Annotated in this window: 16 protein-coding genes; 7 read left to right on the forward strand and 9 right to left on the reverse strand. The window is 74.3% G+C overall.

Annotation, left to right across the window (positions count from 1 at the left end):
* The first annotated feature begins 323 nt into the window (after positions 1-323).
* Together gltB and ACZ462_RS20295 are read left to right on the forward strand one after the other, a co-directional pair.
* Complete coding sequence (gene gltB / locus ACZ462_RS20290) at positions 324-4,865, forward strand: glutamate synthase large subunit (RefSeq protein WP_467809045.1); 4,542 nt, start codon at positions 324-326, stop codon at positions 4,863-4,865.
* A complete protein-coding gene (locus ACZ462_RS20295; protein ID WP_467809044.1) occupies positions 4,858-6,318 on the forward strand; it encodes a glutamate synthase subunit beta in 1,461 nt (486 codons plus the stop codon). The genes gltB and ACZ462_RS20295 overlap by 8 nt, the downstream gene beginning before the upstream one ends.
* A gap of 181 nt (positions 6,319-6,499) precedes the next feature.
* Here ACZ462_RS20295 and ACZ462_RS20300 read toward each other — a convergent pair whose 3' ends face one another.
* From ACZ462_RS20300 to ACZ462_RS20320, 5 genes are all read right to left on the reverse strand, one after another.
* Positions 6,500-6,925: a hypothetical protein gene (locus ACZ462_RS20300; protein WP_467809600.1), complete on the reverse strand. Its 426-nt coding sequence runs from the start codon at positions 6,923-6,925 to the stop codon at positions 6,500-6,502.
* 108 nt (positions 6,926-7,033) lie between these two features.
* Positions 7,034-7,540: a pyridoxamine 5'-phosphate oxidase family protein gene (locus ACZ462_RS20305; protein ID WP_467809599.1), complete on the reverse strand. Its 507-nt coding sequence runs from the start codon at positions 7,538-7,540 to the stop codon at positions 7,034-7,036.
* Between the two features lie 36 nt (positions 7,541-7,576).
* The gene (locus ACZ462_RS20310) at positions 7,577-8,305 is read right to left on the reverse strand and encodes a VWA domain-containing protein (RefSeq protein WP_467809598.1); all 729 of its coding nucleotides are present in this window, start codon (positions 8,303-8,305) and stop codon (positions 7,577-7,579) included.
* A gap of 67 nt (positions 8,306-8,372) precedes the next feature.
* The gene (locus ACZ462_RS20315; protein ID WP_467809597.1) at positions 8,373-9,407 is read right to left on the reverse strand and encodes an acyl-CoA dehydrogenase family protein; all 1,035 of its coding nucleotides are present in this window, start codon (positions 9,405-9,407) and stop codon (positions 8,373-8,375) included.
* Positions 9,407-10,555: an acyl-CoA dehydrogenase family protein gene (locus ACZ462_RS20320; RefSeq protein ID WP_467809596.1), complete on the reverse strand. Its 1,149-nt coding sequence runs from the start codon at positions 10,553-10,555 to the stop codon at positions 9,407-9,409. Before ACZ462_RS20320 ends, ACZ462_RS20315 begins: the two co-directional genes overlap by 1 nt.
* Positions 10,556-10,665: 110 nt before the next feature.
* Between ACZ462_RS20320 and ACZ462_RS20325 the strand changes: the two genes are divergently transcribed.
* The 4 genes from ACZ462_RS20325 (at position 10,666) to ACZ462_RS20340 (ending at position 15,216) form a co-directional block, all read left to right on the forward strand.
* Positions 10,666-11,502 (forward strand): SDR family oxidoreductase, encoded by an 837-nt coding sequence (locus tag ACZ462_RS20325; protein ID WP_467809595.1) that lies wholly within the window; start codon positions 10,666-10,668, stop codon positions 11,500-11,502.
* Positions 11,503-11,536: 34 nt separating this feature from the next.
* On the forward strand, positions 11,537-12,157 hold the full coding sequence (locus tag ACZ462_RS20330) for a TetR/AcrR family transcriptional regulator (protein WP_467809594.1): 621 nt from the start codon (positions 11,537-11,539) through the stop codon (positions 12,155-12,157).
* Between the two features lie 31 nt (positions 12,158-12,188).
* Positions 12,189-13,346 carry an acetyl-CoA C-acetyltransferase gene (locus ACZ462_RS20335; RefSeq protein ID WP_467809593.1) on the forward strand — a complete coding sequence of 386 codons (1,158 nt, stop codon included), beginning with the start codon at positions 12,189-12,191 and terminating at the stop codon, positions 13,344-13,346.
* A gap of 211 nt (positions 13,347-13,557) precedes the next feature.
* The gene (locus tag ACZ462_RS20340; protein ID WP_467809592.1) at positions 13,558-15,216 is read left to right on the forward strand and encodes a DEAD/DEAH box helicase; all 1,659 of its coding nucleotides are present in this window, start codon (positions 13,558-13,560) and stop codon (positions 15,214-15,216) included.
* Positions 15,217-15,243: 27 nt separating this feature from the next.
* Here ACZ462_RS20340 and ACZ462_RS20345 read toward each other — a convergent pair whose 3' ends face one another.
* From ACZ462_RS20345 to ACZ462_RS20360, 4 genes are read right to left on the reverse strand one after another with little or no spacing between them, the layout of a single operon-like run.
* Positions 15,244-16,317 (reverse strand): NAD(P)H-dependent flavin oxidoreductase, encoded by a 1,074-nt coding sequence (locus ACZ462_RS20345; protein ID WP_467809591.1) that lies wholly within the window; start codon positions 16,315-16,317, stop codon positions 15,244-15,246.
* 4 nt (positions 16,318-16,321) lie between these two features.
* Positions 16,322-17,089, reverse strand: coding sequence for a CoA-transferase subunit beta (locus ACZ462_RS20350; protein WP_467809590.1), 768 nt, complete (start codon positions 17,087-17,089; stop codon positions 16,322-16,324).
* Positions 17,080-17,940 (reverse strand): CoA transferase subunit A, encoded by an 861-nt coding sequence (locus ACZ462_RS20355; protein WP_467809589.1) that lies wholly within the window; start codon positions 17,938-17,940, stop codon positions 17,080-17,082. Before ACZ462_RS20355 ends, ACZ462_RS20350 begins: the two co-directional genes overlap by 10 nt.
* A complete protein-coding gene (locus tag ACZ462_RS20360) occupies positions 17,937-18,686 on the reverse strand; it encodes an enoyl-CoA hydratase family protein (RefSeq protein ID WP_467809588.1) in 750 nt (249 codons plus the stop codon). The genes ACZ462_RS20355 and ACZ462_RS20360 overlap by 4 nt, the downstream gene beginning before the upstream one ends.
* Before the next feature lie 56 nt (positions 18,687-18,742).
* Between ACZ462_RS20360 and ACZ462_RS20365 the strand changes: the two genes are divergently transcribed.
* Positions 18,743-19,510 (forward strand): SDR family oxidoreductase, encoded by a 768-nt coding sequence (locus tag ACZ462_RS20365; RefSeq protein WP_467809586.1) that lies wholly within the window; start codon positions 18,743-18,745, stop codon positions 19,508-19,510.
* Positions 19,511-19,571: the final 61 nt, after the last annotated feature.

Consider the following 19,571-nt stretch of genomic DNA (forward strand, 5'->3'; position numbering starts at 1 on the left):
GATTCCGTGTCCGCCGGGCATCACACCGGGGCGCGCCGGGCAACGATGCCCGTTTCCGCGTCGGGCCCCCGCCCCCGCCGGCACCCTTCCACACGCCTCGCAGCAGCGCGGGGAACCCCGTATCCCGCCCCGTGCAGTGTCCGCATGGTGAAACGCCGTATCCGGTTCGCAAGATTGCGGTCATCATGTAACCTGCACGAAATTTCGCAGAGGGCCAACGTCGTCCCTCGGCCATGCACAATGCCACGACGACGACGGGAGAGCCGATGCGTTCCGCATCCACGCACTCCGCGACCGGCCCCAGCAGCACCGCCTGGTCGCCCATGGACGGTCGCCCCGCCCCCCAGGGCATGTACGACCCGCGCAACGAGAAGGACGCCTGCGGCGTCGGTTTCGTGGCGAACCTCACCGGCGAGGCCACCCACGCGCTGGTCGACCAGGCGCTGACCGTACTGCGGAACCTCGAGCACCGCGGCGCCACCGGCTCCGAGCCCGACTCCGGCGACGGCGCCGGCATCCTCAGCCAGGTCCCCGACGCGTTCCTGCGCGAGGTGGCCGGCTTCGAGCTCCCCGAGGCCGGCGCGTACGCCGTCGGCATCGCCTTCCTCCCCGCCGACGGCACCGCACAGGCCGCCGCCGTGGAGCAGATCGAGGCCATCGCCGCCGAGGAGGGCCTGACGGTCCTCGGCTGGCGAGAGGTCCCCGTCACCCCGGACCTCCTCGGCAGCGGCGCCCGCGCCACCATGCCGGCCTTCTCCCAGCTCTTCGTCGCCGACGGCGAGAGCACCGGCATCGCCCTGGACCGCAAGGCCTTCGTGCTGCGCAAGCGCGCCGAGCGCGAGGCCGCCACCTACTTCCCGTCGCTGTCCGCCCGGACCATCGTCTACAAGGGCATGCTCACCACGGGCCAGCTGGAGCCGTTCTTCCCCGACCTCTCCGACCGCCGCTTCGCCTCGGCGCTCGCCCTGGTCCACTCCCGGTTCTCCACCAACACCTTCCCGTCGTGGCCGCTGGCCCACCCGTACCGGTTCGTCGCCCACAACGGCGAGATCAACACCGTCAAGGGCAACCGGAACTGGATGCGGGCCCGCGAGTCCCAGCTCGCCACCGACGCCTTCGGCCAGGGCGCCCTCGACCGGATCTTCCCGATCTGCACCCCGGACGCCTCCGACTCGGCGTCCTTCGACGAGGTCCTGGAACTCCTCCACCTCGGCGGCCGCTCCCTGCCCCACGCGGTCCTGATGATGATCCCGGAGGCGTGGGAGAACCACACCTCCATGGACCCGGCCCGCCGCGCCTTCTACCAGTACCACTCCACGATGATGGAGCCCTGGGACGGCCCGGCCTGCGTCACCTTCACCGACGGCACCCAGGTCGGCGCCGTCCTCGACCGCAACGGCCTGCGCCCCGGCCGCTACTGGGTCACCGACGACGGCCTCGTCGTGCTCTCCTCCGAGGTCGGCGTCCTCGACATCGACCCCGCCAAGGTCGTCCGCAAGGGCCGCCTCCAGCCGGGCCGGATGTTCCTCGTCGACACCGCCCAGAACCGGATCATCGAGGACGACGAGATCAAGGCCGGTCTGGCCGCCGCCGCCCCCTACGCGGAGTGGCTGGAGTCCGGCGAGATCGAGCTCACCGACCTCCCCGAGCGCGAGCACATCGTCCACACCCACGCCTCGGTCACCCGGCGCCAGCAGACCTTCGGCTACACCGAGGAAGAGCTGCGCGTCATCCTCGCCCCGATGGCCCGCACCGGAGCCGAGCCGATCGGCTCCATGGGCACCGACTCGCCGATCGCCGCGCTCTCCGAGCGCCCCCGGCTGCTCTTCGACTACTTCACCCAGCTGTTCGCGCAGGTCACCAACCCGCCGCTGGACGCCATCCGCGAGGAGCTCGTCACCTCGCTGCTGTCCTCGCTGGGCCCGCAGGGCAACCTGCTGGAGCCGACCGCCGCGTCCTGCCGCAGCGTCACCCTGCCCTTCCCGGTCATCGACAACGACGAGCTGGCCAAGCTCATCCACATCAACGCCGACGGCGACATGCCCGGCATGAAGGCGGCCACCCTCTCCGGCCTCTACCGGGTCTCCGGCGGCGCCGACGCGCTCGCCGCCCGCATCGCCGAGATCCGCTCCGAGGCCGACGCGGCCATCGCGAACGGCGCCCGCCTGATCGTCCTGTCGGACCGCCACTCGGACGCCGAGCACGCGCCGATCCCGTCGCTGCTGCTGACCGCCGCGGTCCACCACCACCTCATCGCGACCAAGCAGCGCACCCAGGTCGGCCTGCTCGTCGAGGCCGGCGACGTCCGCGAGGTCCACCACGTCGCCCTGCTCATCGGCTACGGCGCCGCCGCCGTCAACCCCTACCTGGCGATGGAGTCCGTCGAGGACCTGCTGCGCGCCGGCACGTTCATCGAGGGCATCGAGCCCGAGCAGGCCATCAGGAACCTGATCTACGCCCTGGGCAAGGGCGTCCTGAAGGTCATGTCCAAGATGGGCATCTCCACCGTCGCCTCCTACCGCGGCGCCCAGGTCTTCGAGGCCGTCGGCCTCGACGAGGAGTTCGTCGCCACGTACTTCCAGGGCACCGCCACCAAGATCGGCGGCGCCGGCCTCGACGTCATCGCCAAGGAGGTCGCCGCCCGCCACGCCAAGGCCTACCCGGCCTCCGGCACATCCGCCGCGCACCGCGCGCTGGAGATCGGCGGCGAGTACCAGTGGCGCCGCGAGGGCGAGCCGCACCTGTTCGACCCGGAGACCGTCTTCCGGCTCCAGCACGCCACCCGCAACCGCCGGTACGACATCTTCAAGAAGTACACCGACCGGGTGAACGAGCAGTCCGAGCGCCTCATGACGCTCCGCGGCCTCTTCGGCTTCAGGAGCGACCGCCCCTCCGTCCCGCTGGACGAGGTCGAGCCGGTCTCCGAGATCGTCAAGCGGTTCTCCACCGGCGCCATGTCGTACGGCTCCATCTCCAAGGAGGCGCACGAGACCCTCGCCATCGCCATGAACCAGCTGGGCGGCAAGTCCAACACCGGCGAGGGCGGCGAGGACCCGGACCGCCTGTACGACCCGGCGCGCCGCTCGGCGATCAAGCAGGTCGCCTCCGGCCGCTTCGGCGTCACCTCCGAGTACCTCGTCAACGCCGACGACATCCAGATCAAGATGGCGCAGGGAGCCAAGCCCGGCGAGGGCGGCCAGCTGCCCGGCCACAAGGTGTACCCCTGGGTCGCCAAGACCCGCCACTCCACCCCGGGCGTCGGCCTGATCTCCCCGCCGCCGCACCACGACATCTACTCCATCGAGGACCTCGCCCAGCTCATCCACGACCTGAAGAACGCCAACCCGGCCGCCCGCATCCACGTGAAGCTGGTCTCCGAGGTCGGCGTCGGCACGGTCGCCGCGGGCGTCTCCAAGGCCCACGCGGACGTCGTCCTGATCTCCGGCCACGACGGCGGCACCGGCGCCTCCCCGCTGACCTCCCTCAAGCACGCGGGCGGACCCTGGGAGCTCGGCCTCGCCGAGACCCAGCAGACCCTGCTGCTGAACGGGCTGCGCGACCGGATCGTCGTCCAGACCGACGGCCAGCTCAAGACCGGCCGCGACGTCGTCATCGCCGCGCTGCTCGGCGCCGAGGAGTTCGGCTTCGCGACCGCGCCGCTCGTCGTCTCCGGCTGCGTCATGATGCGCGTCTGCCACCTGGACACCTGCCCGGTCGGCATCGCCACGCAGAACCCGGTGCTGCGCGACCGGTTCTCCGGCAAGCCCGAGTTCGTCGTCAACTTCTTCGAGTTCATCGCCGAAGAGGTCCGCGAGCTCCTCGCCGAGCTGGGCTTCCGCTCGATCGAGGAGGCCGTCGGACACGCCGAGCTCCTCGACACCGACCAGGCCGTCACCCACTGGAAGGCCCAGGGACTCGACCTCGCGCCCCTCTTCCACGTGCCCGACCTGCCCGAGGGCGCGGTCCGCCACGCCCTGATCGCGCAGGACCACGGCTTGGAGAAGGCCCTCGACAACGAGCTGATCGAGCTCGCCGCCGACGCGCTGAACGCGGCGACGGCCGAGGAGGCCCAGCCGGTCCGGGCCCAGGTCGCCATCCGCAACATCAACCGGACCGTCGGCACCATGCTCGGCCACGAGGTCACGAAGCGGTTCGGCGGTGCGGGCCTGCCCGACAACACCATCGACCTGACCTTCACCGGCTCCGCCGGCCAGTCCTTCGGCGCGTTCCTCCCCAAGGGCGTCACGCTCCGCCTGGAGGGCGACGCCAACGACTACGTCGGCAAGGGCCTCTCCGGCGGCCGTATCGTGGTCCGCCCCGACCGCGGCGCCGACCACCTCGCCGAGTACTCGACCATCGCCGGCAACACCATCGGCTACGGCGCCACCGGCGGCGAGATGTTCCTGCGCGGCCGCACCGGCGAGCGGTTCTGCGTCCGCAACTCCGGCGCCGTCGTCGTCTCCGAGGGCGTGGGCGACCACGGCTGCGAGTACATGACCGGCGGCACGGCCGTCGTCCTCGGCGAGACCGGCCGCAACTTCGCGGCCGGCATGTCCGGCGGCGTCGCCTACGTCGTCGACCTCGACCGGGACAACGTCAACGCCGGCAACCTGGGCGCCGTCGAGGCCCTCTCGGACGAGGACCGGCAGTGGCTGCACGATGTGGTGCGCCGCCACCAGGAGGAGACCGGCTCGACGGTCGCCGCGAAGCTCCTCGCCGACTGGTCCGCCGCCGCGGACCGCTTCAGCAAGATCATTCCGACCACGTACAAGGCAGTGCTCGCCGCCAAGGACGCCGCTGAGCGGGCCGGACTCTCCGAGTCCGAGACCACCGAGAAGATGATGGAGGCGGCGACCCATGGCTGACCCGAAGGGCTTCCTCACCACCGAGCGCAAGACCGCCTGCTCCCGTCCCGTCGCCGAGCGCGTCAAGGACTGGAACGAGGTCTACGTCCGCGGCTCGCTCCTGCCGATCATCAGCAAGCAGGCCGGCCGCTGCATGGACTGCGGCATCCCGTTCTGCCACAACGGCTGCCCGCTCGGGAACCTGATCCCGGAGTGGAACGACTACGCCTACCGCGAGGACTGGTCGGCCGCCTCGGAGCGGCTGCACGCCACGAACAACTTCCCGGAGTTCACCGGCCGCCTCTGCCCGGCCCCCTGCGAGTCGGCGTGCGTCCTCGGCATCAACCAGCCGGCCGTCACCATCAAGAACGTCGAGGTCTCGATCATCGACCAGGCGTGGGACAACGGCGGCGTCGCCCCGCAGGTCCCCGAGCGCCTCTCCGGCAAGACCGCCGCCGTCATCGGATCCGGGCCCGCCGGCCTGGCCGCCGCCCAGCAGCTCACCCGGGCCGGCCACACCGTCGTCGTCTACGAGCGCGCCGACCGCATCGGCGGCCTGCTGCGCTACGGCATCCCCGAGTTCAAGATGGAGAAGGTCCACATCAACCGCCGCATCGAGCAGATGCGCGCGGAGGGCACCAAGTTCCGCACCGGCATCGAGGTCGGCCGCGACATCACGGCCGGCGACCTCCGCAAGCGGTTCGACGCGGTCGTCATCGCGGCCGGCGCGACCGTCTCCCGCGACCTGCCGGTCCCCGGCCGCGAACTGGGCGGCATCCACTTCGCGATGGAGTACCTGCCGCTCGCGAACAAGGTGCAGGAGGGCGACTTCGTCGCCCCGCCCATCACCGCCGAGGGCAAGCACGTCGTCGTGATCGGAGGCGGCGACACCGGCGCGGACTGCGTGGGCACCGCCCACCGCCAGGGCGCGCTGTCGGTCACCCAGCTGGAGATCATGCCGCGGCCCGGCGAGGAGCGGAACGCCAACCAGCCCTGGCCGACCTTCCCGATGCTCTACAAGGTCACCTCCGCCCACGAGGAGGGCGGCGAGCGGGTCTACTCCGTCTCCACCACCCGCTTCGAGGGCGACGAGGACGGCAACGTCAAGGCGCTCCACCTCGTCGAGGTCGAGTTCACCGACGGCAAGCTGGTCCAGAAGCCGGGTACCGAGCGGTCCATCCCGGCCCAGCTGGTCACCCTGGCGATGGGCTTCACCGGCACCGACCGGTCGAACGGCCTGGTCGAGCAGTTCGGCCTGGACCTGGACGAGCGGGGCAACATCGCCCGCGACGCCTCCTACGCCACCAACGTCGACGGCGTCTTCGTCGCCGGCGACGCCGGCCGCGGCCAGTCCCTGATCGTGTGGGCCATCGCGGAGGGCCGCTCGGCCGCCCGCGGCGTCGACCGCTACCTGACCGGCAGCAGCACCCTCCCGTACCCGGTCAAGCCGACCGACCGCGCCCTGGCGGTCTGACCCCCCGGCCCGGGGCATGCCCCGGGCCGGGAACGCACCGCCGCGCGCACCCCTCCCTGTGCGGAGGACCCCTCATACGGCCCGTACAACGGCGTACGGAAACCCGGCACGGCGCCCGCCATGTCCTCGACCAAGGATGGCGGGCGCCGTGGTGCGCGCGGCCCTGCGGCCGCGGACTGCCCTACTCGGGCTGCACCACCGTCGCACCCCAGCGTATGGACGCGGACGAGGCCGTCACCGCCGCCCCGAAGCCGCCGTGCAGGCCGGTCCCCAGCGGGACCGTCACACGGGCCGGGCTGCCGGCCGGGCAGTCCAGGGTGAACGGGGCCGGATTCCGGTCGGGGTGCTCGTCGAGCCGGAAGGCCACCTCGATGCTGCCGCCGCCCTCGCAGGCGAACGTGGTGTACGTGTCCAGCCCGGAATGCAGGCCGCCCGAGACGAAGCCGCCGGACCCCCACTGCTCCGGCACCCAGATCAGCCCGTCCGGTCCGGGATGGGCGATGAGCTCCTCCTGCGCCGACGCCTGCCCCGCCCCGGCGGTCAGGGCCAGTGCCCCCGCCACCGCCGCCACCGCAACGGCCTTGCGGCCCCTCACCATGCGCTTCACCGCTCCCCCTTCGATTCGCGGGCCGGTCAGGCCCCACCTGTACGAGGCTAGACGCCGCCACTGACAACCGGGGGGCACGAGGCGCCGCACAGGCGGGGGCTGCGCTTCCTACGCCGGCTCCTCGCGCGGCGGTTCGTCGTCGTCGCCGCGGCGGAGGGTGTGCAGGCCGCCCTGCGGGGTCCAGGTGCGGATCACCAGCTCGTCGCCGTCCACCCCGACGTGGACGACCTCCGACAGGTCCGCGTGGAACAGGTCGAAGGGGTGCGGGTTCTCCGTCTCCTCCGCGTACCGGTGCAGTTCCGGCGGATCCACCAGCTCGATCGCCCGCCCCGAGATCCGCGCGTCCCCGTCGGGCATCGCCTCGCCCGGGCCGGGATTGCTGTGCAGCGCGAACCGCGGATCGCGCCGCAGGTCCCGCGCCTTCCGCGAGCCCTGCATCATGCCGAGCCACAGCTCGCCGCCGCGGATCTCGACGTTCAGGCCGGTCAGCCGCGGGGAGCCGTCGCTGCGGAGCGTGGCCAGGACATGGTGGGGGTACTGGGCGAAGCGGGCCCGGACGGTCGCCGCGAACTCCGGCTCCCGCGCCTCGAACGCCGCCCAATTGTTCGTGGTCATACGCCCATCAAACCGCCCGCCCCCGCCCGTCCGGCGTCAGGCGCGCACGATGCCCGCCGCACGCGCCGCCGCCAGCCAGGACGGGAACTCCCCGAGCAGCCGGTCGTACAGCACCCGGTCCGGGACGGCCCGCGGGTCCGGCCCGGCGTGGAAGTAGCCGGCGTTGTCGACGACCCGCCGGGACGGCACGGGCAGCTCGTCCAGCCGCCGCAGGAAGTCGAACTGGCCGCTGTGGGTGTCGCCGAAGCCGATGAACTGCCAGAACAGCGGCAGCTTCGCCGCCTTGCACAGGTACGCCTCGGCGGCCCGCTTGTCGATCGGCCCGCCGTCCGTCTGGAAGACGACGAGCGCCGGCCGGCGCGCGCCCGCGTCCAGGTAGTGGTCGATGACCGCGTCCATCGCCGCGTGGTACGAGGTCCTGCCCATGTGGCCGAGGCGGGAGGCGATCTCGGCGACGCGCCCGGCGTGCCCGGCGAGCGGTATCTCCTCGACGGCGTCGACGTCGGTGGAGAAGAACACCACCGGGACGCGGCCGTCGTCGTCGAGGTGCGCCGACAGGCCCAGCACCCGGTCCGCGAGCGCCTGCACGCTGCCGTCCTTGTAGTACGGGCGCATCGACCCCGAGTAGTCGAGGACCAGGTAGACCGAGGCGCGGCCGCCGTCCAGCCCGTGCCCGCGGAGCGACGCCCCGGCGCTCTTGTACAGGTCCACCAGCGCCGGAGCGGTCCGTTCCAGCTTGCGGAGGTCGATCGCACTGCCCGTCATGCGGCGAGGGTACGCGGCCTGCCGCCGCCCGTCCGGAGTACCCCCGGGTAGCCCCGGCCGCGGCAGCTCAGGGCGCGGGAGCGCCGCGGCGGGTGTGCGGCCAGGACCGCGCCACCACCGCCCGGCACTCCGCCGGCGTGCCCCAGGCCCCCCGCAGCGGGCGCGCCTTGCGCAGCCACAGCGACAGGTCCGACTCCTCGGTGTAGCCCATCGCCCCGTGGACCTGAAGCGCCGTCAGCGCCGCCCCGTACGCCGCCTCGCCCGCCGCCAGCTTCGCCGCCGCGACCTCCGCCGCATCCAGCGACAGCGCCGCCGCCCACACCAGCGGCCGGGCGAACTCCAGCGCCAGTAGCGTGTCCGCCAGCCGGTGCTTCACCGCCTGGAACGCGCCGATCGGCACCCCGAACTGGGTGCGCTGCCGCGCGTACCGCGCCGTCCGCTCCAGCAGTGCCTCGCCGACGCCGAGGCACTGGGCCGCCGTCAGCAGCCGCGCCCAGTCGCCCGCCGCGGCGGCCGCGGCCAGGACCCCGGGCCCGGCCGCCAGCACCTCGCCGCCGCCCGGCGCGGGGCGGACCAGCCGGCGCGCCGGGTCCGCCGACCGCAGCACGACCGCCGTGCCGACCGGGCGCGGGCCCCCGTACGCGCGCAGGGCGCCCGCGGGGTCCACCGTGAAGCAGTGCTCCGCCGCGTCCGCGTCCAGGGCGTACGGGCCGCCGCCCGGCAGCAGCAGGGAGGCCGCCTCCCCGCCCGCCACCAGGCGCGGCACGAACCGGGCCGCCGCCTCCGCGCCGGGGCCGCCCTCCAGCCGCGACAGCAGCACCGCCGCCGCCGCGGTCTCCACCACCGGCCCCGGCATGCCCGCCCGCCCCACCTCCACCATGGCCGCGGCCAGCTCCACCGGCAGTGGCCCCGCCCCGCCGTACGCCTCCGGCGCGGCCGGCGCGAACAGGCCCGCCCCGGCCAGCCGCTTCCACACGGCCCGCCCCGGCGCGAAGTCCCCGGCCGCCCAGGCCCGTACCGCCGCCGGCACGTCCGCTGCCGCCAGCAGGGCGCGCACCGCCCGCGCGAAATCCGTCTGCTCCTCGGTCGGCAGGAAGCGCATCAGCGGCGGCCCTTCGGCAGGCCGAGCAGCCGCTCGGCGATGATGTCGCGCTGGATCTCGTTCGTCCCCGCGTAGATCGGCCCGGCCAGCGAGAACAGCCACCCCTGCGCCCACTCACCGTCGACGAGTTCCGCCTCCGCGCCGCCCAGCAGGTCCAGCGCCGTCTCGTGCAGGGCGAGGTCGTACTGCGACCAGAACACCTTGTTCAGGCTGGACTCGGCGCCGGTCCGCCCGCCCTCGGCGATCCGGGCCGCGGCCGCCCAGGTGAACAGCTCGTAGGCGCGCGCCCCGACCAGCGCGTCAGCGACCCGGTCGCGCAGCGCGGTGTCCGCCGGGTCGTCCGCCGACCGCCACAGCGCGTACAGCCGGTCCGCCGCGGCGAGGAACCGGCCCGGCGGGCGGAGGGTGAGACCGCGCTCGCTGCCCGTGGCGGACATGGCGATCCGCCATCCCTGCCCCGGTTCGCCGACGACGTCCCCGTCCGGTACGAACACCCCGTCCAGGAAGAGTTCCGCGAAGGCCGGCTTGCCGTCGAGCCGGCCGATGGGCCGGACCTCCACGCCCGGCGCCCGCAGGTCGAACACCAGGTACGTCAGCCCCTGGTGCGGCCTCGACACCGCCGCCTCGGTGCGGAACAGGCCGAAGGCCCGGTCGGCGAACGCCGCCCGCGACGACCAGGTCTTCTGCCCGTACAGCAGCCAGCCGCCCTCCGTGCGCTCGGCCCGCGCCCGCAGCGAGGCGAGGTCGGAGCCGGCCTCCGGCTCCGACCAGGCCTGGGCCCACACCTGCTCCCCGCTCGCCATCGGCGGCAGCAGCCGCCCCCGCTGCTCCGGCGTGCCGTACGCGAACAGGGTGGGGGCGAGCAGGCCGATGCCGTTCTGGGAGACCCGCGCCGGGGCGCCGGCCGCCCAGTACTCCTCCTCGAACACCAGCCACCGCTCCAGGTCCGCGCCGCGGCCGCCGTACTCCCGCGGCCAGGACACCGCCGACCAGCCGCCGGCGTACAGGCGGGCCTCCCACTCCCGGTGCGCGGCGAAGCCCGCGGCGGTCTCCAGGGAGGGCAGCGGGGCCGCCGGGACGTTCCGCGCGAGCCAGTCGCGGGCCTCGGCGCGGAAGGCCTCCACCTCGGGCGGATGGGCCAGGTCCATCAATACCGCCTCCTCCGGGGGCGGGCGCCCCGGGGACGCACCGCGCTTCCCTAACAAGTGTTTGGTAGGTTAACGTACGGCCCCGACCGGAGTCGAGGAGGTACGTCGCCGTGCACGCTCCCGAACCCGCCCCCCCGGCCGCCGCCGCCCGGAGCGCCCCCGCGCCCGTCCCCGGACACGGCCTCCTCGCCGGCCGCAGCGCCGTCGTCACCGCCGCCGCCGGCACCGGCATCGGCGGCGCCACCGCCCGCCGCTTCCTCGAAGAAGGCGCCCGCGTCGTCCTCGGCGACGCCCACGCCCGCCGCCTGAAGGAAACCGAGGAAGCCCTCGCCGCCGAGTTCGGCGCCGACCGCGTCACCTCCCTGACCTGCGACGTCACCGACGAAGCCCAGGTCCAGGCCCTCTTCGCGCACGCCGAGGCCGCCCACGGCCGCCTCGACACCGTCGTCAACAACGCCGGCCTCGGCGGCACCGCCGCCCTCGCCGACATGACCGACGACCAGTGGCACCGCGTCCTCGACACCACCCTCGGCGGCACCTTCCGCTGCACCCGCGCCGCCCTCCGCTCCTTCCGCACGGCCGCCGCCGACCCGGCCCGCCGCGGCGGCACCATCGTCAACAACGCCTCCGTCCTCGGCTGGCGCGCCCAGCCCGGCCAGGCCCACTACGCCGCCGCGAAGGCCGGAGTCATGGCCCTCACGCGCTGCGCCGCCCTGGAGGCCGCAGCGTTCGGCGTCCGCGTCAACGCCGTCGCCCCCAGCCTCGCCGCCCACCCCCACCTGGCGAAGACCACGACCCCCGAGCTGCTCGACGAGCTGGCCGCCCGCGAGGCCTTCGGCCGGGCCGCCCACCCCTGGGAGGTCGCCAACGTCATCGTCTTCCTGGCCAGCGGCTACTCCTCGTACATGACCGGGGAGACGGTCTCCGTCAGCAGCCAGCACCCGTAGCGGACCTCCCGCGGATCGGACGGACAATGGGCGCGTGCCACAGAACAAGCCGCCGAAGAAGCCCGCCGGGACGGCCGCGCCCGACCGCCGCCGCGAACTCCTCGACACCGCCGCCAGGGTCTTCGCGGCCCAGGGCTACAACGCCACCACCGTCCGCGGGATCGCCGACGCCGCCGGCATGCTCGCCGGCAGCCTCTACTACCACTTCGATTCCAAGGAGTCGATGCTCGACGAGATCCTCTCCACCTTCCTCGGCGAACTCTGGGAGGGCTACGACGCCGTCCTCGCGGCCGGCCTCGGCCCCCGCGAGACCATCGAAGCGCTCGTCACCGAGTCCTTCCGGGAGATCGACCGGCACCGCGACGCCGTCGCCATCTACCAGAGGGAGTCCCGCCACCTCGCCGCGCAGCCCCGCTTCGCCTACCTGGCCGCATCCCAGCAGAGGTTCGAGAAGGCCTGGCTCGGCACCCTCGAACGGGGCGTCGCCGACCGGGTGTTCCGCGCCGACCTCGACATCCGCCTCACCTACCGCTTCGTCCGCGACACCGTGTGGCTGGCCGCGTCCTGGTACCGGCCCCAGGGACGGCACAGCCCCGAGGAGATCGCCCGCCAGTACCTCTCCATGGTCCTGGACGGGATCGCCGTACGCGACTGACCCCAGCGCGCCCCGACCAGAGGAGCCCCCGATGCCCGAGGCCTACATCGTCGACGCGGTCCGCACCCCCGTCGGGCGGCGCGGGGGAGGGCTCGCCGCCGTCCACCCCGCCGACCTCGGCGCCCACGTCCTGACCGCCCTCGTCGAGCGCACCGGCATCGACCCGGCCGCCGTCGACGACGTCGTCTTCGGCTGCCTCGACACCGTCGGCCCGCAGGCCGGGGACATCGCCCGCACCGCCTGGCTGGCCGCCGGCCTGCCCCAGGAGGTGCCCGGCGTGACCGTGGACCGGCAGTGCGGCTCCTCCCAGCAGGCCGTCCACTTCGCCGCCCAGGCCGTCATGTCCGGCACGCAGGACCTCGTCGTCGCCGGCGGCACCCAGAACATGTCCATGATCCCCATCGCCTACGCCTCCCGGCAGGCCGCCGCACCCCTCGGACTCACCGGCGGCCCCTACGCCGGAAGCACCGGCTGGCGCGCCCGGTACGGCGACGCGCCCGTCGACCAGTTCCACGGCGCCGAACTCATCGCCCGCCAGTGGCGCATCACCCGCACCGACATGGAGCAGTACGCGCTGCGCTCCCACCGGCGGGCCGTCCGCGCCCTCGACGAGGGCCGCTTCGACCGCGAGACCGCCCCCTGCGCCGGCGTCACCGCCGACGAGGGCCCCCGCCGCGACACCACCGCGGAGAAGATGGCCGCCCTCAAGCCCGTCACCGCCGGCGGCACGATCACCGCCGCCGTCTCCTCCCAGGTCTCCGACGGCGCGGCCGCCCTGCTGATCGCCTCAGAACGGGCCCTCGCCGACCACGGGCTGCGGCCCCGCGCCCGCATCCACCACCTCTCCGCCCGCGGCGAGGACCCCATCCGCATGCTGACCGCACCCATCCCCGCCACCGCCCACGCCCTGAAGAAGACCGGGATGACCCTCGACGACATCGACCTCGTCGAGATCAACGAGGCCTTCGCCCCCGTCGTCCTCGCCTGGCTGAAGGAGACCGGCGCCGACCCGGACCGCGTCAACCCCAACGGCGGCGCGATCGCGCTGGGCCACCCCCTCGGCGCGACCGGCGCCCGCCTCATGACCACCCTGCTCCACGAGCTGGAGCGCACCGGCGGCCGCTACGGCCTGCAGACCATGTGCGAAGGCGGCGGCCAGGCCAACGCGACCATCCTCGAACGCCTCTGAACCACCCCGGCGGACACCCGCGGCGAACGCCCGAGCGGGCCCGCCTTCACCGCGCGGGCAGGCACCGGTGTGCTACGTTGATCCTTGCAGTTGTGGTACCCAGGAACTTTATGTGCGCCTGACGGGACATCGTCCGCAGGCGCTTTTTAATGTTTTGCACCGGATCCACCGGGTTGGGGCCCTCACCGCCTCTTCAGGAGGGCCGTCCCGCATGACCAGCTCCAGCACCGCCCGCCCCGCCCGCCGGCCCGCCCGCGGCCGGGGACCCGCCCAGGGCCGGCAGAAGCCCGGCGCCGGCCGGCAGAGCGCCGCCCCGGCGCCGCGGCCGCAGGAGTTCACCATGCCCGACCCGGTGGTCCCGCCGCTCCCGCCGGCCGCCGCCTTCGAGGACATGGACCTCCCCTCGGCCATCCTGAAGACCCTCGCCGCCCAAGGCGTCACCGAGCCCTTCCCCATCCAGGCCGCCACCCTGCCGAACTCCCTCGCCGGCCGCGACCTCCTCGGCCGCGGCCGCACCGGCTCCGGCAAGACCCTCGCCTTCGGCCTGGCCCTCCTCGCCCGCACCGCGGGCCGCCGCGCCCAGCCGAAGGCCCCGCTCGCCCTGGTCCTCGTACCGACCCGCGAACTGGCCCAGCAGGTCACCGACGCCCTCACCCCCTACGCCACCGCCCTGAACCTGCGCATCGCGACCGTCGTCGGCGGCATGTCCATCAACCGGCAGGCCGGCGCCCTGCGCCGCGGCGCCGAGGTGCTCGTCGCCACCCCCGGACGCCTGAAGGACCTCATCGACCGCGGCGACGCCGTCCTCGACCAGGTCGCCATCACCGTCCTCGACGAGGCCGACCAGATGACCGACATGGGCTTCATGCCGCAGGTCACCGCCCTCCTGGACCAGGTCGAGCCCGGCGGCCAGCGCCTGCTGTTCTCCGCCACGCTCGACAAGAACATCGACAAGCTCGTCCGCAGGTTCCTCAGCGACCCGGTCGGCCACTCCGTCGACCCGTCCGCCGGCGCGGTCACCACCATGGAGCACCACGTCCTGTACGTGATGGACGAGACCGACAAGAAGGCCGTCGCCACCCGCATCGCCGCCCGCGACGGCCGCGTCATCATGTTCGTCGACACCAAGCGCGGCGTGGACCGCATGGTCAAGCGGCTCCTCTCCCAGGGCGTGCGCGCCTCCGGCCTGCACGGCGGCCGCTCCCAGCCGCAGCGCAACCGCACCCTGGACTGGTTCAAGACCGGCGAGGTCACCGCGCTGATCGCGACGAACGTCGCCGCCCGCGGCATCCACATCGACGACCTCGACCTCGTCGTCAACGTCGACCCGCCGACCGACCACAAGGACTACCTGCACCGCGGCGGCCGCACCGCCCGCGCCGGCGAGTCCGGCAGCGTCGTCACGCTCGTCCTGCCCGAGCAGAAGCGTGACATGTCCCGCCTCATGGCCGACGCCGGGATCTCCCCGCGCACCGCGCAGGTCAAGTCCTCCGACGGCGAGCTGTCCCGGCTCACCGGCGCCCGGGAGCCCTCCGGTGTGCCCGTCGTCATCGAGGTGCCCCAGCCGGCCGCCCCGCCGAAGCAGCGCACCGGCCAGGGCGGCGGCGGACGGCGCCGCTCCGGACGCGGCCAGGGCGGCGGCCAGAACGCCGGCCAGGGCGGCCAGGGCGGCGGCCGCGGCGCCGGACGCACCGAGGCCGCCGGAGGCGCCGCGCAGACCTCCGGCGACGGCCGGCCCCGCCGCACCCGCGGCACCGCCCAGGGCGGCGCCCCGGCCGCGGTCCGCTCCGGCGGCTCCCGCTCCGGTTCCGCCGGCGGCCGCCGCCGCTCCGGCGGCGACCGCCAGCCGGCCGCCCGCGGCGGCGCCTGAGCGGCACCGGGGCCGGGGCGGGCGCCCTCAGCCCGGCGGCCCGCCGCCGGAGGCGTCCAGCGCCTCCAGCCGGGCCAGTACCGCCCGCGCCTCGGCCATGGTCCGCTCCACCAGCTCCGCGCACGACGGCAGGTCGCCGATCACCCCGGCGACCTGCCCCGACGCCATGACCCCGAGGTCGGTGCGGCCCTCGACCATCGACGCCCGCAGCAGCATCGGCGTGTTCGCCGCCATCAGCACCTGGCTCCACGACAGCTCCCGCCCGTGCCGCATCGCCAGCCCGTCGCGCACCATCCGCGGCCACGACAGCCCCGACAGCCTGCGGAATCCCGCCGCGTGCCGCACCGCCCGCAGCAGCGCCCCGACCCGCCCGGACCGCTCCAGCGCGGCCACCAGGTCGGTGCGCAGCATCCGGTGCGGCATCCCGTCCACGGCCCTCGTCACCGTGACGTCCCCGACCCCGGCCGCCAGGTAGCGGGCCTTCACCGGATCCGGCACCGTCGAGTCCGAGGTCAGCAGGAACCGCGTCCCCATCGCCACCCCGGCCGCCCCGTACGACAGCGCCGCGACCAGCCCGCGCCCGTCGTGGAAGCCTCCCGCCGCGACGACCGGCACGTCCACCGCGTCCACCACCTGCGGCAGCAGCACCGTCGTGGCCACCTCCCCGGTGTGCCCGCCGCCCTCGCCGCCCTGCACGAGGACCGCGTCCGCCCCCCATGCCGCGACCTTCTCGGCATGCCGGCGCGCCCCCACCGACGGGATGACCACCACGCCCGCGTCCTTCAGCCGGGCGATCAGCTCCCGCGACGGGGCCAGCGCGAACGACGCGACCCGCACCCCCTCCTCGACGAGGATCCGGACCCGCTCGACCGCGTCCCCCGCGTCCGCCCGCAGGTTCACCCCGAACGGGGCGTCCGTACGCGACCGCACCTCCCGCACCGCCGCGCGCAGCCCGTCCGCCGTCATCGTCGCCGACGCCAGGATCCCCAGCGCGCCCGCGTTCGCCGCGGCCGACACCAGCCGCGGCCCCGCCACCCACCCCATGCCCGTCTGCACGATCGGGTACCGCACCCCGACCAGCCGGGTCAGCGCCGTCTCCACCGCCTCAGCCCCGCACGTCCCGCTCGCGCAGCCCCGCCAGGTCGAGGACCTCGCGGACCAGCCGCAGCTCCTCGGGCGTCGGCTCCCGCGTGTACGGGACCTCCTCCGGCACGGCCAGCGCGAACCCGGTGGCCTCCCGCACCTCCTCCACCCCGACACCGGGGTGCAGGGAGGCCAGCCGCATCGACCGGTCGGGCGTCGCGAAGTCGAACACGCCGAGGTCGCTCACCACCCGGCCCAGCCGGTGGAAGCGGCCCGCCAAGCCGGCCGCCGCCCGGTCGTGGCCCACCCCGCACACCATGTCGACCCGCTCGACGAACACCCGCCGCGAGTGCCGGGGCACCCAGTAGCCGACCGGGTTGTTGACCGTGTTGGCGGGGGCGCCCCGCACCCCGAGGAGCTGCCGGTCCGGCCGCTCCCAGTCGCCGATGCAGGAGATGTTCTGGTTGCCGTACCGGTCGATCTGGCTCGCGCCCATCATCACGTGCCGCCGCCCGCCCGCGACCAGGTCCAGGTGCCGCCGGTAGGGCAGCCAGCCCTCCACCTCGCCGCCCGGCCCCACCAGCAGGGCCTCGCCGTCGGTCAGCAGCAGGTCCGGGGAGAACGTCAGGCGCGCCAGCCGCGCCCCCAGCGACGGGATCAGCCCCATCGGGCTCGCCAGGACCTCCCCGGCTCCCCGCCACTCCTCGGCGCACGCCACCACGCAGTACTCCGCCCGGCTCACCGCACCGCCCGCACCCGCCGCCGCTGCCGCCCGCGTGTTCACGCCCACTGCTGCCGCTCCCCGTGCCAGGCGCGGACGGCGCCGCGGTAGTCGTCCTCGCTCCGGCCCGCCAGGAAGCGCGCGGCGAACTCGGGCCAGGGGGTGGTCGCGTACAGCTTCTGGAAGGCCTCGTCCCGCCCGTGGTCGGGGGCGCAGGAGGTGAAGTGCGCGCCGCCGGGCGCCTCCACGACACCGGTGACGGTGTGCCGGCCGACCAGCAGCGACTGCGGCGGCCCCGCCTTGGCGAGGTCGGCGGTCTCCACGAGTTGCTCGCAGGAGAGGTAGGCGGCGTCGGCGGCCTCGCAGAACAGGTCGTCGAAGTACGGGTCGGGGCCGAGGTACTGGCCGTTGCCGAGCCGGTCGGCGCGGTTGACGTGGACCAGGGCCGCGTCCAGCCGCAGCGCGGGCACCGCGACGAGCTCCTCCCCGTCCCCGTACGGCGAGACGACCGTGCGCAGTTCGGGGTTGACGCGCAGCACGTCCGAGCCGAGCCCGGCGCGGACCGGCAGGAACGGCAGCCGGTTCGCGGCGGCCCGCAGCCCCCACAGGAACATCGCCTCGTCGTATTCGGTGAACGCGAACGCGCCGCTCTCGCGGGCGGCCCGGAAGTGCGGCTCCAGCGGGATCGAGTCGAGCGTCGCGAACGGCGCCACGAGCCGGCGGATCCGGCCGGCCGCGGCGAGCATGCCCACGTCCGGTCCGCCGTACGAGACCACGGTCAGGTCCGTGACCCGCGAGCGCAGCAGCGCCCTCACCAGCGCCATCGGCTTGCGCCGCGAACCCCAGCCGCCGATGCCGACGGTCATGCCGCTGCGCAGCCGGCCCACGGCCTCGTCGGCCGTCATCGTCTTCCCGGTCACGGAGCCCCCGCCTTCCCGAAGGTGTCGCGGACCCGGTCGGCGATCCCGCCGAGGGCCGCCTCGAAGGTGAAGCCCTGCTCGAAGCGGTAGCTGCGGCGCACGTCGACCGGGTCGATGCCGTTGATGGCCGCCTTCGCCATGCGGATCAGGGTGCCGTCCTTGCGGGCGATCTCCGTGGCCAGCGCCAGCGCGGCCGCGCGCAGCCCGGCCCTCGGGACGACCTGCCACACCGAGCCGTGGGCGTGCAGCTCGGCGGCGGTCACGGTCCGCGAGGTGTAGTACAGCGTCCGCATCAGGTGCTGCGGGACGAGCCGTGCCAGGTGGGTGGCGGCGCCGAGGGCGCCCCGGTCCAGCTCCGGCAGGCCGAACGCCGCGTCGTCGGAGGCGACGACCGCGTCCGCGTTGCCGACCAGGCCGATGCCGCCGCCCAGGCAGAAGCCGTGCACGGCCGCCACCACCGGCACCTCGCACTCGTACACCGCGGCGAAGGCCTCCTGGCAGCCGCGGTTGGCGCCGATCAGGCGGGCGTGCCCGGGGTCGGACTGCAACTCCTTGATGTCGACGCCCGCGTTGAAGCCGCGGCCCTCGGCGGCGAGGACGACGCAGCGGACATCCGGGTCGCGGCCGGCGGTGCGGAGGGTGTCCGCGAGGTCGTACCAGCCCTGCACGGGGAGGGCGTTGACGGGTGGGAAGTCGACCGTGACGAGTGCGATGCCCTTGCCGGGGCTTGAGGTGGAGACACCCATGGGCGCATCAGCTACCTTTCCACCAAACGTTTGTTAGGCGAGGAAGGTAGCAGCCCATGGAGTTCGGCGGGAGGGTCGTGGCGGTCACCGGCGGAACCCGCGGCGTCGGCGCGGGAATCGCCCGGTCTTTCCTCGCCGCGGGCGCGGACGTCGTCGTCTGCGCCCGCCGGCCACCCGGCCGGCCCGTCGCGATCGGTGGTCGCACCGCCGCGTACGCACCCGTCGACCTGCGCGATCCGGCCGACGTGCAGCGCTTCTTCGACGACCTCGGCGAGCGGACCGGAGGGCGGCTCGACTGCCTCGTCAACAACGCCGGGGGGACCCCGTACCGGCCGCTCGGCGAAGGCGCCGCCGAACGCCACGCCCGTGTCGTCCAGCTCAACCTGATCGCCCCGATGACCGCCTCCCTGGCCGCCTACCCGCTGCTGCGGGAGGCCCGCGGCTCGGTGGTCATGGTCGGCAGCGTCAGCGGTTCCCGGCCCTCCCCCGGCACCGCCGCGTACGGCGCGGCCAAGGCGGGCCTGGAGCACCTGGCCCGCACGATGGCCGTCGAATGGGCGCCGCGGGTCCGCGTCAACACCGTCGTCCTCGGCATGGTCGCCACCGAGTCCGCCCACCTGCACTACGGCGACGCGGACGGCGTCGCCGCCGTCGCCGCGACGGTCCCGCTCGGCCGGCTCGCCGACCCCGCCGACGCCGGAGCGGCGGCCGTGTTCCTCGCCTCCGACCGCGCCGGATACATCAGCGGGGCCGCGCTGCTCGTACACGGGGGAGGGGAGCGCCCGGCGTTCCTGGACGCGTCAACCGCCCACAAGGAGGCCTGAGATGAGCAGCAGCAGCAGCGGTGCGAGTGCGGGTGCGGGTGCGGGTGCGGGTGCGAGTACG

Source organism: Streptomyces sp. NPDC031121 (genome assembly GCF_055570615.1).

Bases quoted from the DNA above. Each gene is read 5' to 3' on its own strand.
- ACZ462_RS20320 (WP_467809596.1), bottom strand. From the start codon at position 10,555: ATGGACCTGGCCCATCCGCCCGAGGTGGAGGCCTTCCGCGCCGAGGCC.
- ACZ462_RS20335 (WP_467809593.1), top strand. From the start codon at position 12,189: ATGCCCGAGGCCTACATCGTCGACGCGGTCCGCACCCCCGTCGGGCGG.
- ACZ462_RS20305 (WP_467809599.1), bottom strand. From the start codon at position 7,540: ATGACCACGAACAATTGGGCGGCGTTCGAGGCGCGGGAGCCGGAGTTC.
- ACZ462_RS20315 (WP_467809597.1), bottom strand. From the start codon at position 9,407: ATGCGCTTCCTGCCGACCGAGGAGCAGACGGATTTCGCGCGGGCGGTG.
- ACZ462_RS20310 (WP_467809598.1), bottom strand. From the start codon at position 8,305: ATGACGGGCAGTGCGATCGACCTCCGCAAGCTGGAACGGACCGCTCCG.
- ACZ462_RS20295 (WP_467809044.1), top strand. From the start codon at position 4,858: ATGGCTGACCCGAAGGGCTTCCTCACCACCGAGCGCAAGACCGCCTGC.
- ACZ462_RS20365 (WP_467809586.1), top strand. From the start codon at position 18,743: ATGGAGTTCGGCGGGAGGGTCGTGGCGGTCACCGGCGGAACCCGCGGC.
- ACZ462_RS20340 (WP_467809592.1), top strand. From the start codon at position 13,558: ATGACCAGCTCCAGCACCGCCCGCCCCGCCCGCCGGCCCGCCCGCGGC.
- ACZ462_RS20360 (WP_467809588.1), bottom strand. From the start codon at position 18,686: ATGGGTGTCTCCACCTCAAGCCCCGGCAAGGGCATCGCACTCGTCACG.
- gltB (WP_467809045.1), top strand. From the start codon at position 324: ATGGACGGTCGCCCCGCCCCCCAGGGCATGTACGACCCGCGCAACGAG.